This is a genomic window from Mailhella massiliensis (genome assembly GCF_900155525.1).
GTDB classification, from domain to species: Bacteria; Desulfobacterota; Desulfovibrionia; order Desulfovibrionales; family Desulfovibrionaceae; genus Mailhella; species Mailhella massiliensis.
The window spans coordinates 44,849-61,844 of record NZ_LT706942.1 but is presented as its reverse complement, the minus strand read 5'-3'; the positions used below and the strand labels follow the sequence as shown (position 1 = coordinate 61,844).

The window sequence follows — 16,996 nt, the reverse complement described above, 5'->3', positions numbered from 1 at the left end:
TTCAACCAGAACGATTGCTATTTTTTAGTATTTCCAATTATAAAAAAAGGAGTTTTCTCTCCTTTTTTTGTCATGAAAAAAAATTACCGTCCGAAGTGCATTCTTACCAAATGATATTTTTATCAAGAAAAACGCCTCTCGTAAAAATATAACACTTTTTAGCATTCATATATCCATTTTTTGTCATATTCAGCCATAAACACTTACAGAACAAAAGTTGCATTTTTCACAAAACTTGTTGTTTTTATTTGATATTCAATTATGGCACGCATTTTGCTTTATAAGAGGCATGTCACCCCGGCTCCACCCGCTGACGGAGCCTCAAAAAACTTTCAAGGAGCGTATCATGGCCATACACGGCATTCCTACCGGTGTTCATCGCTACGACAAGGAACTGGTTTGCGAAGGTTATAACTTGTTCAGCCCCTATTTCAGGAACGAGACCCACCTCATCAATATGGAAGGTGAAATCGTCCACACCTGGAAGACCGACTACTTCCCCGGCCTGTTCGCTCACCTCATGCCCAACGGCGACCTTGTCCGCGGTATCCGCGTGCCGAATCAGGCCGTGCTTTTCGCCGGCACCACGGGCGGCTTCGAACGCTACGACTGGGACGGCAACCTGCTCCAGCGCTACATCAAGAACGACCACGAAACCCAGCAGGTGCTTTCCCACGCCTTCTGCCCCATGCCCAACGGCAACACCATCGTCATCTGCCTTGAAAAGAAAAGCAACGAGGAAGCCTATGCCAAGGGCCGCATTCCCGGCACCCTTCCCGAAGACGGCGAATGGTTCGAAGGCAAACAGCACAAGGGGCTCTTCCTCGACTATCTGATGGAAATCGACAAGGACAACAACGTCGTCTGGGAATGGCACCTCTGGGATCATGTGGGCGACGCCCCCGACGAATTCAACCTGAACTACATTCTGCCCCCGGCGGCCCACTACTTCTCCACCGTGGACTGGGTGCATTTCAACGCCGTGGACTACGACCCCATCCATGACCGCGTGTGCATGACCTGCCGCAACTTCGGCGAATTCGTCATCGTCGACCGCAAGACCGGCAAGCTCATCTACCGCTGGGGCAACCCTTCCACCCATCTGCGCGGCCGCAAGCCCGGCTGGCTGGACGACGGCGATCAGCAGCTCTTCGGACCCCACTGCGGCACCTTCATCAACGAAGGCAAGCACATCCTCATCCACGACAACGGCTGGTTCCGCCCCAAGGGCAACCGTTCCCGCGCTCTGGAAGTGGATATTGAAACCGGAAAGATCGTATGGTCCTACGAGTCCCACAACCCGCAGAACTTCACCTCTCCCTACCAGAGCTCCGTGCAGCGCCTGCCCAACGGCAACACCCTCATCTGCTCCACCGGCTCCGGCCAGATCTTCGAAGTCACTCCCGGACCTCAGCCCCGCGTGGTGTGGGAATTCGTCTGCCCCTGGCTGCAGGACGGCCGTACCGTCAACTACCTTGACGACACCGACGTGCTCTACAGCACCACGTCCCACATCATCAAGGAAGGCCACATGAAGAACATGATCCACCGCGTCTACCGCTACGCCAAAGATTACCCCGCCTTCCAGGGCAAGGACCTCTCTCACGGCGTGCCGATCGATCCCTCCATCGTGCGTCTGTGGGAAATGGAACCCTTCAAGTCCGGTTACGCCCGCGCCAAGCAGAACCCCTGGCCTCAGCCCATCGCCTACCGCGAAAACCCTGAAACGAAGTAACCTGCTCCCGGAGCCGCCCGAAGCGGCTCCGGGTCATATTCCCTGCCTGCGGGGCGAGGTTTCCCGCCCTCCGGTCGCGCTTCCGCTTTTCTTCCGACTCTGAGAAACGGAAGCGGCGACCCGGCCACGATTCCTTCCGGACAACAACATCCGTGCCCCGCCGCGACCCGCCATCCCCTTACCTGCCATGACGGGTCGCGTCCTTTTAACCTCCTGAGCCTCAAATCATGCCGCAGGCGGTTCAACAGGCGCTCCTCCCGGAAATATCCCGGCATCTGAAAGCTGCGCCGGCAGCCCTTACCTTCTGCCTTTCCGAAAACGCGCAAGAGGCAGCTCTTCTGTCCGTTACGACAGCATTCCCACAGAAAAAACGCGCGGCAGAAGAGCGGCGGGCATATTCCGTTTCCGCCGCATCCGTGTCGACGCTTCGGGCGCGCCGTCAGTGTTTTTCCCGTATTCTGCGGGCTTCGGCCCGCTCGGCCTGAACCGCGGCACGCGCGTCCTCTTCCCCGCGGCCTTCAAAAAGTCTTCCCCGCACCACGACCCCGCCGCCGTAGCGGGAACGCAGCGCATCCACGGCCCGGTTCAGTCTGTCGCGCCTTTTTTCCTCTTCCCCTTCGGCCTCCTTTTCCGGCATGAGGGAGAGCTGTGTCGGGGCTCCGGCTTCAAAGCCGGAAACGCCCACACCCACAAGGCGCACCCGGCCTTCCAGTTCCAGATGGTCGAGAATGGCGCGGGCCGTTTCGTAAATGGCCTCGGTGCTGCATATTCTGCGCTCCAGCGTGACCTGCCGCGTGATCTGATGAAAGTCGGCATATTTTATCTTCAAGGTCACCGTGCGCCCGGCAAGCCCCTGCCGCCGGAGCGAGGCCCCCACCCTTTCGGCATGACGCAAAAGCCAGGTACGCAAAAGTTCCTTATCCAGCGTATCCTCATCCAGCGTCACTTCCGCGCTTTCCGACTTGGGGGGAGAATACGGCACCACTTCCCGGGGATCATCGCCGTGGGCTCTTTCCCACAGCACGGCGCCTGCCTTGCCGTAGCGTTTCCGCCAGAAGTCTTCCCCGTAGCGCGAGACGTCGGCGCAGCGCCTCACCCCCATGCGGGCAAGTTCCGCGGCAAAATGCCGCCCTACTCCGGGCACGGCCGTAACGGGAAGCGCGGCCAGAAAAGCGGAAACCTCTTCGGGGGCAAGAAGAAAAAGGCCGTCGGGCTTACGCTGCTCGGAGGCGATTTTTGCCAGAAACTTCACCGGGGCTATGCCCACGGAGCAGGTCAGGCCTCCCGTGGCCTCCTTCACTGCAGCCTTGAGGCTGCGGCCCATGTCCTCCACAGGACCGAACAGCCGTTCAAGCCCCGTGGCGTCGAGATAGGCCTCATCCACCGACGCCATTTCCACCCTGGGAGAAAAGCGCGCAATGGTTTCACGCACCAGAGCGGACATTTCCGCATAGCGCCGCATTCTCGGCCTGAGGTACACGGCATGGGGGCAGCGTCTCCTCGCCTCGGCAACGGGCATGGCGGAGCGGATGCCGAAACGGCGAGCCTCGTAGGAGCAGGTGCTCACCACGCCACGGTGTTCCCCGCCCACCACCACGGGCTGTCCCCGCAGATCGGGATTGTCGAGCTGCTCAATGGATGCGAAAAAGGCGTCCATATCCATGTGCATGATCCAGCGCCCGGGGCGAAACAAGGCCGCAACCTCCTGAAAAATCTGTTTCCCGGCCGACAACGAAACGGAAAGCTTTCCGTTTCCGGCGCCGTTTCACCGCCGGAGACAGGACTCTTCCGCACTTCATCCCCGCCGCGGAACGCCTCTTTTTCCACAGGGAAAAGACCATGGAAAAAAAGGTCCGAATATGAAAATATCGTTACAGACAGCCGCCTTCCGAGGATTGTCCTTGACAAGGGGGGGGGCACTCTCTAAGGATGAAGTACCCGTTTCTCATCATGCCCCTGCGCAGGAAAAAGGGCAACCCGGAGTCATTACCGTTCCCTCTATTTTTTCTTTCATAAGGAGTCAGGATCGTTGGCCAAAAAGAAATCTATGCAGAAGTGGACCGTGGAGGATTCCGTCGATTTGTACGGCATCCGCAACTGGAGTTCCGGGTATTTCGACATTTCTTCCAAAGGCGAGGTGGTCATCCGCCCCTTCGGGCGTGAAGGCGGCCCTGAAGTCAGCGTGCTGGAAATCATCCACGAGCTCAAGGCCCGCGGCTATGATCTGCCCGTCCTGCTCCGCATCGAAAACATCCTCGATTCTCAGATTTCCCTTCTGCACCAGACGTTCCGCTCCGCCATCAGCGAACTCGGCTATAAAGGCGACTATCGCGGCGTGTTTCCCATCAAGGTGAATCAGCAGCAGCAGGTGGTGGAAAAAATCACCCAGTACGGCGCCGCCTATCATCACGGCCTCGAAGTGGGTTCCAAGGCGGAACTCATCGCGGCCATCAGCCAGCTCAAAAGCCGCGAAGCCTGCCTCATCTGCAACGGCTACAAGGACGAAGAATTCATCGACCTCGGCCTGCACGCGCTCAGCATGGGCTTCAACGTCATCTTCGTGCTGGAAATGCCCGGCGAGCTGGAAGTCATTCTCGATGAAGCCAAGCGCATGGGCATACGCCCTCAGATCGGCGTGCGCGTCAAGCTCACCACCAAGGCCAGCGGCCACTGGTCGGAATCGGGCGGCGAACGCTCCGCCTTCGGCCTCACCTCCGCGCAGATCGTGGACGTCGTGGATATTCTTAAAGACCACGACATGCTCGACACCCTGAAGCTCATGCACTATCACCTGGGATCCCAGGTTCCGAACATCCGCGACATCCGCGCCGCCGTCATGGAAGCCACGCGCATCTACGCAAGCCTCGTGCAGGAAGGCGCGGCCATGGGCTACCTCGATCTCGGCGGCGGCCTCGCCGTGGACTACGACGGTTCGCACACCAACTACGTCAGCTCCCGCAACTACACCATGATGGAATACTGCACCGACGTGGTGGAAGCCGTCATGACCATTCTCGACGCGCAGGGCATAGCGCACCCGCACATCGTCACGGAATCGGGCCGCGCCACGGTGGCCTACTATTCCATCCTGCTCTTCAACGTGCTCGACGTGAGCCTCATCGAAGTGGGGAGCCTGCCCGAGGAACTGCCGGAAGATACGCCCGAACCCGTGCGCAACCTGAGGGAAACGCTTCAGAACATCAATCCGCGCAACCTGCAGGAAGCCTACAACGACGCCATCTACTACTACGATGAAATGCGCCAGCTCTTCATCACCGGCCGCGTCACTCTGCGTCAGAGAACGCTTGCCGAACGCTTCTTCTGGGCCATCATGCGCGTGCTTTCCGAAGAAAAGAACCGCGTGAAGTACATCCCCAAGGAACTGCATGAAATCGACTCCATGCTGGCCGACATCTATTACTGCAACTTCAGCGTATTCCAGTCGCTGCCGGACAGCTGGGCCATCGACCAGCTCTTCCCGGTCATGCCCATCCACAGGCTGGAGGAGTTCCCCGAAAGACAGGGCATTCTCTCCGACCTCACCTGCGACAGCGACGGCCGTATCTCCCACTTCATCGACCCCCAGGGCCTGAAGACCACGCTGGAGCTGCACCCCCTGAAGGACGGAGAGGAATACTATCTGGGTACCTTCCTTGTGGGAGCCTACCAGGAAACGCTGGGCGACCTGCACAACCTTCTAGGCGATACCAACGTGGTTTCCGTACGCATTCAGGAAGACGGCAGCTACGACTTCGTGCGTGAAATCGACGGCGACTCCGTTTCCGATATTCTCGCCTATGTGGAATACGATCCGCACCGCGTGCTGGTAGGCATACGCAAATCCGCGGAAAGGGCCGTGCGCGAAAACCGCATCACCCCCGCCCAGCGCTACCAGCTCATGCAGGCCTTTGAAGACGGCCTGCGCGGCTACACCTACTTTGAACGCTAATCCTCCGGCCTTTTTGCCGGAACAGGGAATCTGCGGGCCGGAGTCTTCTCCGGCCCATCCCCTTACCACCCCCGGCCGAGAACCTCGTTCTCCCCTTTTTCACTAAGGTTTCAGCACGGCAAATCCGCCGCTGAGGCCTTCATGCTGCAAGGAGCAAGAACATGGCAAAAGTGCTGATCATCGGCGCCGGCGGCGTCAGTTCCGTCGCCACGCACAAGTGCGCGCAGGCCGCTGAAGTCTTTACCGAAATCGTGCTGGCGAGCCGCACGAAATCCAAATGCGACGCCATCGCCGCAAGCGTGAAGGAACGCTACGGCCGCGACATTGAAACCGCTCAGGTGGACGCCGACAACGTGGCCGAACTCACGGCTCTCATCCGCCGCGTGCAGCCCGACCTCGTCATGAACATCGCCCTGCCCTATCAGGATCTGCACATCATGGACGCCTGCCTTGAAGCGGGCGTGAACTATCTGGACACCGCCAACTACGAACCGCCGAACGACGCGCATTTCGAATACAAATGGCAGTGGGCCTACCAGCAGAAATTCAAGGATGCCGGACTCTGCGCCCTGCTCGGCTCCGGCTTCGACCCCGGCGTGACCAACGTGTTCTGCGCCTACGCCCAGAAGCACCTGCTGGATGAAATCCACGTTCTGGACATCATCGACGCCAACGCGGGCGACCACGGCCTGCCGTTCGCCACCAACTTCAACCCGGAAATCAACCTGCGCGAAGTGTCGGCCAAGGGCCGCTACTGGGAACGCGGCGAATGGGTGGAAACCGATCCCCTTTCCTGGAAGATGAACTTCGACTTCCCCGAAGGCATCGGCAAGCGCAACTGCTACCTCATGTATCATGAAGAGCTGGAATCGCTGGTGCAGAACCTCCGTGGCATACGCCGCGCCCGTTTCTGGATGACCTTCGGCGACGCGTATCTGAACCACCTGCAGGTGTTCAAGAACGTGGGCCTCATCGGTATCGAACCGGTGAAGTTCCAGGGCCACGACATCGTTCCCCTCCAGTTCCTGGCCAAACTCCTGCCCGATCCCGCCTCCCTCGGCCCGCGTACCGTGGGCAAGACGTGCATCGGCTGCCTCATGCGCGGCGTGAAGGACGGCAAGGAACGCACCGTGTACATCTACAACATCTGCGACCATCAGGAATGCTACCATGAGCTGGGTTCGCAGGCCATTTCCTACACCACGGGCGTACCCGCCATGGTGGGCGCCATGATGATGGTCACCGGCAAGTGGAACAAGCCCGGCGTATGGAACATGGAACAGATGGACCCCGATCCCTTCCTGGAAGAACTCGGCAAGTACGGTCTGCCCTGGAAGGTCACGGAACCTGCCCTGTAATCTGCGGCCGGGCGCGTATGTACGGGCAACGCCTCCTTCCGGGGGCGTCCGCCGTCATTCGCGTCCGGCTTCTTTTTCACGCTGCCTCCTTGTGCGGCCGTCTCCGGCAAAATGCTGCCGCCCCTTTTTGAGACCGGCCTTTCAAAGGCATGCAGATACCTTACAGGCGCGCCGTGCCGACGATGCCGCAAAGGAAACTCCGTTACGGGAGGCGTCATGACCGTTGAAGAACAGATAGCCCGGCTGGAAGAACTGGCGTATTTTCAGGAAAAACTGCTCGGCCAGCTCAACGAAGCCCTCACGGGTCAGCAGGCCCAGCTTGATGCGCTGGAAAAACGCCTTGCCGGACTGGAAGAAAACGTCTCCGCCCTGCTTGAAGCCTCGGACGGAAACGCTCCCGCCAATACCCTTCCCCCGCACTACATGCCGGAGCGCTACTGATCGGGCGCAACTTTGCCGGCTCAACCCCCGCCGCCATGAACGAATACCTTTCCAGACTCCGCCCCGAATCCTGGCCCTCCCCCTGCTTCGTCACCGATCTTGCTCTGCTCAGAAAAAACGCCGCCGTTCTCGACGACGTGCAGAAGCGCACGGGCGCAAAAATCATGCTCGCGCTCAAGTGCTTTTCCCAGTGGATGACGTTTCCCGTGCTTTCCCGCGCCATGCGCGGCCCGCTTTACGGCTGCTGCGCCAGTTCCCCCGATGAGGCGAGGCTGGCAAAGGAAGACTTCTGCGGGGAAGTGCACGCCTTCGCCGCAGCATGGAGCGAAGAGGAACTTGCGGAAACCCTGCGCTATGCCGACCATATCGTGTTCAACTCCTTCGCCCAGTGGAAGAAATTCCGCCCCATGGTGGAGAGGGCTTCCCGTGAACGCGGCGTGGATATAGAATGCGGGCTCCGCCTCAACCCGGAACACTCCGAAGGGGCCGTTCCCATTTATGATCCCTGTTCGCCCGGTTCCCGCCTCGGCATACGCCCGGCCGCCTTCCATGCCGAACTGGAAAAGGACCAGCACGCCCTGGACGGCATAAGCGGCCTGCATTTCCATACCCTGTGCGAACAGAATGCCGACAGCCTGGAACGCACGCTCAAAGCCGTGGAAAAACATTTCGGCGCGTATTTTTCCGGCATGAAATGGATCAATTTCGGCGGCGGCCACCACATCACCCGCGCCGATTACGACATCGAGCTTCTGTGCCGCTGCATCGAACATGTGCGGGATACCTATGACGTGCAGGTCTATCTGGAACCCGGTGAAGCCGTGGCCCTCAACGCAGGCGTACTCGTCGCCACGGTGCTCGACGTGGTGCAGGCCGACATGCCCATCGCCATTCTCGATGCCTCCGCCGCCTGCCACATGCCCGACGTTCTGGAAATGCCCTACCGCCCCAACATCATCGGCGCAGGAGAAGCGGAAGAAAAGAAGTTCACCTGCCGCCTTGCGGGCAAATCCTGCCTTGCGGGCGACGTCATCGGCGAATATTCCTTTGATGAGGAGCTGAAGCCCGGCGACAGGCTCGTCTTTCTGGACATGGCCATCTACAGCATGGTGAAGACCAATACCTTCAACGGACTCCGCCTGCCCTCCATCGCCATCTGGGATTCGGAAACCGACCAGCGCCGCGTTACCCGCACCTTCAGCTACGAGGACTTCCGCACCAGGCTGTAGGGGAGCCCTACAGCAGTCAGAAAAGGCGACCTGTCCGGGACAGGTCGCCTTCTTTTTTACCAGGCAGGAATGTCATGATAGGCCGTGCTTATGCAGCCTGCCCTGCTCAATGTTATATGGCGGAAGCCAGAACTCCGGTTTTGTTCCGAGTTTCGCCGAGTACGGAGGCATTTTCTGTCGGCATAAGGGTATACGCACATCCTACTGTTGCCGTCCGCAACAATCTGAAGTCAACCCGACATCATCAGAGTTCCTTTTTTGTCACGGTAATAAAGCAGCCTCTGGTAAAAAACACGTTGCTTTTCTGTCTCATGCAACGCAGAGGGATGTATCCGACACACGCTAAAGAACTACATACTGTCTGGCTATGACCTAGTACCTATAGTTGTGATGAGGTTCCAGTCGGATGGATTCACATAAGGTATTCGTATTACCATGAGCGCGAAACAATACCCTAGCCTACCGATATATGCTCATTAAAGTGTAGCACCACATAGCCGACAGGAATGAACTCCGTGTAGAAGACGCATATGCCCATATCGCCACATTCCGCACCGATGAAGAACATCACTGCGCCCCCTAGGGATGACTCCGCGCAGTCCAGACAAGAAACCGTGTTCTAAACACTATTATAGTTACAAATCTAGAACTATGGACGGAAGCGCCATATTCCACTTCCACGCACACGGACACATCGAACTTCTGCGCAAAATCATAGCCCCGTGCCAGAGCTCCGCCCGCTCTGGCCCCGGATACACTCCTCGGCACCATGCAGAGCTGCGTAGATCCAGCATCCCCCGAGGGGGCTGTACGGAAAAGGAAGACTTCGGCGCAAGATATGCGTCACTCCCCACCGCACAGTCAAAAAAGCACTATACCCACGGCAGAGCGATAAAAAAGAACTTTTCTCACGTCATCATCCAGAATAACATGTGTACGGTCAAAACAACCATCACCTTGTTCTTTGAGATGACAATGATATTTGAGTTCAGTACATTGTTATCATAACAAAATATCATCAGATAACAATTTATTTCCTCCACATTAAAGGAAACATATCTTGGATTGTCACATGAAGTGTTCTTTTCAAAGCATATAAATCTTCCAAGGAATAAGAAGGTTGCACTTTTTTTCCATCGGGAGGTGTCAAAGGAACAAAGGAGGAGAAAATTTCCTTGAGACCTTCCTCATCATATCGATACGGAGCCATGCTGGAGTGAAAGGGAAAACCTTTCAGTACATGCGCATGGACGCATGGAAGGCCTGCAATGCGTGCCGCCTCCACCCGGTCAACAGCTTCCGCATCGCCGTAATACATATGGATCTCCAGATTGGCGAGAGAAGTGCTGCTCAGCAACTCTTCAAGGTTTCCCCGCTTCTGAGCGTCTTTCAGCATAAAGGGGAAGCGCCTTATCAGCTCACATGTTCTTCTGTAATGGGTAACATTCACAAGATTATCGTTACCGAAGGCCAGCGTCTGAGGACTGAAGGCATGAACCGTCACCTCCATGCCGGAAAAGCGGACAGCCATGGCGTGCCCCAGCACAATGGAAAAAAAAGCCCCGGCCGACGTGCTGCACACCACTATTCTGGAATATCCCTGAAGCATATCTCCCAGATACTGGAGAAGCGCATCGGAGAAAGCCAGGAAATAGCAGTAGTCGATTGGCTTGATGAACAGTGCGGAACAGCCGAACTCCCTGTTTCCAAACAAAAAGTTCTTTTCCACTAACGGCTGTGTAAAGATGTAGCAGGTATCGCTCTCATTCTTTACCCTGTGTTCCGTAGGATAGAATATTTTTGCAGCCAGCTCATTAAAGTATTCGTGCACATGATTCATGTTTTCGGCATGCAGAATACGTTTTGCCGCCGTAAGCAGCACTGCGGAAAGCTCCTGTGTTTTCAAAAACACGGAGACCTCCGCCAGCAGGGCGCGACTTTTCTCCCTGTATTTCTGAAACGTCAGCCCTCCCGCCTCGGCTCCTGCCAGCATCCAGACGGCGATCAACGCCGAAATGGCTTCGATATCAAACGGGTTAGCGGAGTACGCTCTGATGTAGGACATTTCGGCGCTCATATAATTTTTCATGTAAAAAAGTGAATTTCCTATACAAAAATCTACCTTACTGGAAAATTCACTATGAGACGAAAGTTTATATTTTGTAAAATAATATAACGCTTCATGATATCTTTTAACAGAATATAAAGCAAGCCCACCAAACATATATATAACGGGAGTTCTTTCATTACATGAATCAATGATAGAAATAATACTTTCTATATTTTTATCTTTCCATAACTTTCTCAGTTTTTCCTCAAGATCATCCTTTTTAGGAGTATCAATATTTTGATTGCTTGCATATGATTTTTTTAATTCCATGTGCATCTCCATTATTAAATTCCATGTTTCTGTATTTCTTTTCATACATATTTTATATGTAAAATATATATGAAAAGAAATACATCATGACATGAATGATTTGTATTATCCTTATGGATAAAACATTTTATCCTGCTTATCCATAAGGATAATACATCAAAGGCCCCTGCAATAGAGCACTGTTTGTCCAGTGCATTGTCAGGGCAAGGAATGATTACTCCTTCCCGCTCTGCTTCTTACTGATATAATCATGTATCCTTTTTTCATCCCAGGTGATCCCAGACTTTATGGCCTTCGCCGGAATTCCGGCAATGATGCTGTTCGGGAAAAAGTCCTTTTTACCGACAAGTGAATGAGCACCAACCACGCAGTCTCTGGGAATATGGGTATCTTTCAGCAGGGTGACGCTCTGCCCAAGCCAGACATGGTCATCCACATGGATGCCGAACTTCGGCATGTTGATGGGAGCACCACTTTCGAGATCGATGATGGTGTGTCCATCCGTGGGGCGGAACAGGACATCCAGCGACATGACGATATCCTTGCCCATGATGATCTCCATGCCGGGCTCGGCATTACAGATGCAGCGAAGCGTACGCAGCCAGGAGCGTTCCCCTACCCACATGGTGGTATCATCCGCAGTCAGATTCAGAGAGACGCTGTCCGCCGACACCTGCCTATCCAGATGCAGGAAGCTTCTTTCCCCCATGAACACTTTTATTTTATTTTTTATTTTTACCGTCTCATGTACTTCCACAAGCCCGTTTTTCCCCTTGAACTCGATCTCCATCTTTGGGAAGGAGTCCACCTCCTCACGGCTGCCGTTTTTATGTACCACAATGATTCTATTCCCTTTTTGAATTTCTCCCTCATTGCGGAACTGATGGGCGATCTTGTACGCCGAACTTATATTCACTTCATTGATTTTATTTTCTTTTTCAGAAAATTTCAAAACAGGGTGCAGCGTGTCTGAAATAAACTCCGCAAACACTTCCTCATAGTTATCCTCAGAAAATCCTCTCCTGAAATAGATTTCCTTTGCGTTGTTCATCAGGGACGCAGCATTCACCTTTAATGACCCGAACAACTTTTCATACTTATCTATATCTTTTGCAACGCAGTATATATACATGCTCTTATTGATAAAATATATTCTATAATATATATCATCAATGCCATTTATGGTCATGTCGAATTTTACAGCTTCATATTTACTTATCGATGTTATCATTGGGTAATGTTTATTTATATACATATATAAAATTTTCATCATTTTGCTTTGAAAACTATAAAGATCATCTATAGTTTTCATTGCTTCATATTTTTCATTCAATATTTCATTTATGATGAAACTCGCTTTTCTTGCAGTATTTATATCACTGCCTTTACGCATCTGCTTATTCAGAAAATTCAGGAAATAAAAACCAAACTTTTCTGGACTTGAAGAATGTGCGGATATTCCATTGGTACAGTGCACCCAGGTGACAATATTGCCATACTGGGATATCCCGTAACGCAACGGTATGTTCTTTTTCTTAAAAAAGCTGAAACATTGGTCATAGTCCACCTTCGACGCAATGTTTTCAACAAGGAAAAAACTGCTTTGGGAATTGGTGATATCGATCTTATTTCTTCCGAGGTCGTCTTCTGCAGTTAAGTCAATGCCCAGAACATCATTAAAATATTTGGTGATCTGAGGTTTCCATGCGGCCAGATCATACTGAGGATTCAAAGCGTACGCTGTCGAGCCGCCCAGAAGGTTCGCCAGATAGATTGCGGCGGTAGCACCTCCCGAACTGCCGAAAAACACAATATCTTCCGGCGCAACATTCAACAGCGTCATAAACTTTTCAATGATCGGCAGCATATTCTTTAAATATGACATCTCCTTCGTGCCATAGTACCATAAAACACCATTTGTCTTTTCAGCATATGATTTATTCTTCTTTGCATTATACATGGGATCATCTATGCAAAGATAATTTCCATCCAATATATTGATATATTTCCAACGCAAAAATACAGGATATTTCTTTCCCGCTCTTCCTCCACCACACAGGCTGATATACAGCTTCTTTGCTTTGGAAGGGAAAAACAAACATTCATATTCAACCTGATTATTCTCAATACAGTATCTGTTTACGCCTTCAAGAATTTCAAATGACTTCACATTCGTCTTTATCGGCGTTTCTTTCATCCATGTTCTTGAAACAGTATACAGATTCTTTCTTGATTTTATAATATCAAAGTTATCATCATCTTTATCAAAAAGACTTTCCATATCTTCAAAATTTAAACCGCTCATACTTCCTCCTGAAACAGGACGTACTGATGTGAATACTCATTTTTTCCGCCAAGAGCTATCCTGTCGTCATAATATTCTTTTATCACAAAGAAAAACTTTATATATGTTCATATGATAACCATAAATGATCATACGTTATCCTCATGAATGCCCTTGCCTGCAGCAGGGCTATTATCTACAGCCTCTCCGAGAGCAATATCTTCTACAGCGGGCAGCATCGTATCCGCAGCTTTTTCCTTAAACGATTCCAAGTCGACCATGGCGCAATATCCGCTGTACGCGACTATCCCCGGCGCAGTTTCCGCAAACGCTTCCACCTGAAGGCCTGCTACCTGTCCGAGTCCGGCAGGAATGTCCCAGCTGTGAACCGATCCGGGAAGAACGGCCACTTTGTGCCCATTCGGGTATTGAGCAGACTTGTATCGGATGTTCCATCCTGAAACTGCGGAATCGGCCTCCCATACCAAACGGAGGGAACCATCTTCCAAGCGCTCCAGATGGGCATGTTCCGGCCTTGATACCCGTATGGGCTCTTCCACCTTCAACACAGCCTCCGCCTTCACCTTGTCCCCCAGATCGGCCACCAGCCTGTATTCAACCGGCCAGCCATGCTTGAGGACATCGGTAAACGTTGTCTGCTTTGCGGGAAGTCCGGCAATCTGCTCATATTTCTTGCCGCGGATTTTTCGAAAAAGGGTGTACCCCTTTCCGCCCGGCACATCCGTCCATGCAAGCTGTACGCCTTCGGGAAAGAGCTTGCGCACCCGGAAGGGGGCGGCCATGCTTGCCAGACGACAGGTGCTGGCGGCCAGCATGGCATCGGTATCCGCCACGCCGGTATGGACCTCATACCCGGCAAAGCGCCAGGCAATGTGCCGAGCCTTCACCATATTCCGCGCGCTTTCCAGCGCACGGATATACGTCATCCCTTCAACGACGCGTTTGCAGTTGTTTCTGTCGGTAAAGGCGAAGAATGCTTCTATCCTGCGCTCATACTCCGCCTCAATGGCACAGTTCTTTTCCATATAGGAACAAATTGCCTCCACCACCGATTCGTGATTGCGACAGACCGGGCCGAAACCCATGGTCTCGTAATCCATGGTCTTCGCCTCATACTGCGGCGGCAACGCATCGGGGTGGTAGTACACGAGCGGCTTCTTCATGAAGGCGAAGTCATACTGAATACCGGAATGATCGGTAACCATCAGGCTGGATTCCGACAGCATCTTTTCATAATTGATGTTGCCGCTCGCACCGGCAAGAATCTCCACATAGTCGTTTCGGTCAAAATCATTTACCTGAGGACTGAGTATGGGATGCACCAGATAAATAAGCCGGTAGCCGCAGCGCTTCGCACATGCGATGAGCTTTTCATCGTTGATAAGACTGTTGTAAATCCGGTAGTACTCAGTTTCCTTGAAATTGACGCTGTAGGAGTGCATCTCTCCCTTACGGTTGGTGCCCGCAGTCACATTTCTGCGCCATGTGGGAGCAATGAGTATCTGCCGCTTATCCGTGCTGATCAGTCCGTCATAACGTGGCGCGCCGGTCAAAAGCAGACGCTCTTTACTGTATCCATACACAGGATGAGAAATATTTTTTATTTCATATTCAGACACACAAAAATAATAAAGTGTATTATCGAATATTCTATTCTGATATTCTGCAATCTGCTGTATGGAAAGTCCGTGCTGAAGACAAAGCACGCGATAATTCAAGATATCTCTGAAATATTCCTCAATAGCATTGCTGAATCCGCAATACTGCTTAACGTCAACGCGTGTAGCAAACACATAAGCTGCGTGAAGAGATAAAAGACGAAGTTTAAATGAGTTATAAGCAAGAACATTTTTATATGTCTTCCGCAGACGCCGGGAATCCTCACAGTCTCGATTGATGATGTAGTACATATCTACGCCATCAACGGCATGATCGTTAACATACCGGAACAGATATTCCCCATTATCCCCGCCCTTGAAAAGCTGGTCGAAACTGAGCCATACCTCTTTCTTTATAAAGGGCTTCGTAGCCCAGTAGGCAAGGCGCAGGCCCAAGACTCTGAGCATCCTCCCGAACGGCAGCTCATGTCGACATGCCCTGCGCACCAAAAAGGCATACAGCCCGAGTTCCTTTTTCAGGCAGGGGAACATACCGGCCTGCGTTACGGAAATTCGGCAATGTTCGGAGTCATAACTTATAAGGTAACGCCCGATACGCCAATAAAATGCATCTGCGTTACCCAGGCGCGCTGCTGTTTTTACAAAACGAACGGGAAGACTTATGGTGCAGTCCTTATGCTTCAAGTAAAAACTTATGGATACACCACTTTTTAACAGATCTGTAGGAATAACCACAGATCCGGTAAAACCGCTCTTCATGGTCATGCCGAAATATTTATCAAGGGAATATACAGAATCTTTGATAAAGGGAATTTTCTTCGATGCTACTTTTGCAAAACCTTCTATTTCTTCCTTCTTGAAGATATAGGTATTTGATATTTCATAATCAAAAATAATATTTTTTCCAAAGCGATTTATCGCCTTGATTTCCATGGTCATATTTACATGGCGTTCTATAATTTTTCTTTTGAATACACCAAATAATTCTGTTGAAGAACTACAAATATCAGGAAGCAGTTCAGGCTTTCTATATTTGATCTTCAGCATAACGAGCGACATATACTTAGGAAATAATTTTTTATTATTAATATTATACTTTGTCAGAATAGTATCATCTACACCAGAAAAGACCTGCGCGCACACTTCAAAAAACTCTTTAAGCAGATCACCGGAGAGTATATTCTTATTTCTGTTATTGCGATTGCACGCAAAACGCAACTCCACAAGATATGTTACTGCAAGCTTAACAAATATCGATTTCTTATATTCTTTTACAAGAGGAATATAAACTTCTTTCAGCGTCCGACTGTACCATTCCAAATAATACTGATCTGGATAATTATAAAAATCAGTCTCAAATATAAAATCAACTTCAACTTTTATATTTGAAATATAATATTTTTTTTCATTTGCAATATTGCGTATTATATAATCAAATTCACTTTCGAATACATAATTTTCATTAAATTTTATATTTTTAAATACATCACGCTTCCAAAAATAGCTCTGCAGACAGAGGTTGATGAAGTTATCGCTGTCCTTGTATATACTTTTTACTGCTTCAAAGTAATGTATTTCTTTCTGAGTGTCGGAAAGTTTGTAAGGAGAGATGCAGATGATATTAAATGTATTATTTTTTTTGCATATATCATGAAGTGCCGACAGATGAGCGGCCGATAAAAAAACATCACTGTCACAGAAGTTGACAAAGGCTCCGCTGGAAAGTTCCATGCCCTGATTGCGTATGGACGCCATTTCCTTCCCCGGACATTCCAGACAGCGAGCCCCTCCCCCCAGAGCTTCCACAGCACGCCGCGAAGCCTCCCGGGTTTCCTCGCTGCATACGGTATCAAAGATATTGAGCTGAAGAAGATCGGCAGAGGCCCCGTCATACAGCGCCGCAAGCCTCTCCGCACAAGCCTCAGCCTTGGTTATGATATAATTTATAGAAAAAAAGGCAGACATACGTTATCTTCTCCT

At 51.6% G+C, this 16,996-nt stretch carries 9 protein-coding genes; 5 read left to right on the top strand and 4 right to left on the bottom strand.

The annotated features are described in order from the left end of the window. Window positions 1-346: 346 nt before the first annotated feature. The gene (locus CZ345_RS02725; protein ID WP_077071669.1) at window positions 347-1,735 is read left to right on the top strand and encodes an aryl-sulfate sulfotransferase; all 1,389 of its coding nucleotides are present in this window, start codon (window positions 347-349) and stop codon (window positions 1,733-1,735) included. 439 nt (window positions 1,736-2,174) lie between these two features. On the opposite strand, the gene dinB is transcribed toward CZ345_RS02725, so the two are convergent. After that, window positions 2,175-3,428 (bottom strand): DNA polymerase IV, encoded by a 1,254-nt coding sequence (gene dinB, locus CZ345_RS02720; RefSeq protein WP_338039501.1) that lies wholly within the window; start codon window positions 3,426-3,428, stop codon window positions 2,175-2,177. Window positions 3,429-3,782: 354 nt separating this feature from the next. Here dinB and speA point away from each other — a divergent pair, with 354 nt between their 5' ends. From speA to nspC, 4 genes are all read left to right on the top strand, one after another. Then, a complete protein-coding gene (gene speA / locus CZ345_RS02715) occupies window positions 3,783-5,684 on the top strand; it encodes a biosynthetic arginine decarboxylase (protein ID WP_420538661.1) in 1,902 nt (633 codons plus the stop codon). A gap of 161 nt (window positions 5,685-5,845) precedes the next feature. Then, the gene (locus CZ345_RS02710) at window positions 5,846-7,042 is read left to right on the top strand and encodes a saccharopine dehydrogenase family protein (RefSeq protein WP_077071666.1); all 1,197 of its coding nucleotides are present in this window, start codon (window positions 5,846-5,848) and stop codon (window positions 7,040-7,042) included. A 216-nt stretch (window positions 7,043-7,258) separates the two neighbouring features. Beyond that, window positions 7,259-7,483 (top strand): SlyX family protein, encoded by a 225-nt coding sequence (locus tag CZ345_RS02705; protein ID WP_077071665.1) that lies wholly within the window; start codon window positions 7,259-7,261, stop codon window positions 7,481-7,483. A 35-nt stretch (window positions 7,484-7,518) separates the two neighbouring features. Then, window positions 7,519-8,712: a carboxynorspermidine decarboxylase gene (nspC, locus tag CZ345_RS02700; protein ID WP_077071664.1), complete on the top strand. Its 1,194-nt coding sequence runs from the start codon at window positions 7,519-7,521 to the stop codon at window positions 8,710-8,712. Between the two features lie 1,030 nt (window positions 8,713-9,742). Here nspC and CZ345_RS02695 read toward each other — a convergent pair. The 3 genes from CZ345_RS02695 to CZ345_RS02685 all read right to left on the bottom strand — a co-directional run bounded on the left by CZ345_RS02695 (window position 9,743) and on the right by CZ345_RS02685 (window position 16,981). Next, the gene (locus CZ345_RS02695) at window positions 9,743-11,092 is read right to left on the bottom strand and encodes a hypothetical protein (RefSeq protein WP_144277218.1); all 1,350 of its coding nucleotides are present in this window, start codon (window positions 11,090-11,092) and stop codon (window positions 9,743-9,745) included. Between the two features lie 214 nt (window positions 11,093-11,306). Continuing rightward, window positions 11,307-13,397 carry an acyltransferase gene (locus CZ345_RS02690; RefSeq protein WP_077071662.1) on the bottom strand — a complete coding sequence of 697 codons (2,091 nt, stop codon included), beginning with the start codon at window positions 13,395-13,397 and terminating at the stop codon, window positions 11,307-11,309. 128 nt (window positions 13,398-13,525) lie between these two features. Continuing rightward, entirely contained in the window at window positions 13,526-16,981 is a 3,456-nt protein-coding gene (locus CZ345_RS02685) for a bifunctional glycosyltransferase/CDP-glycerol:glycerophosphate glycerophosphotransferase (RefSeq protein WP_077071661.1), read from the bottom strand. Window positions 16,982-16,996: the final 15 nt, after the last annotated feature.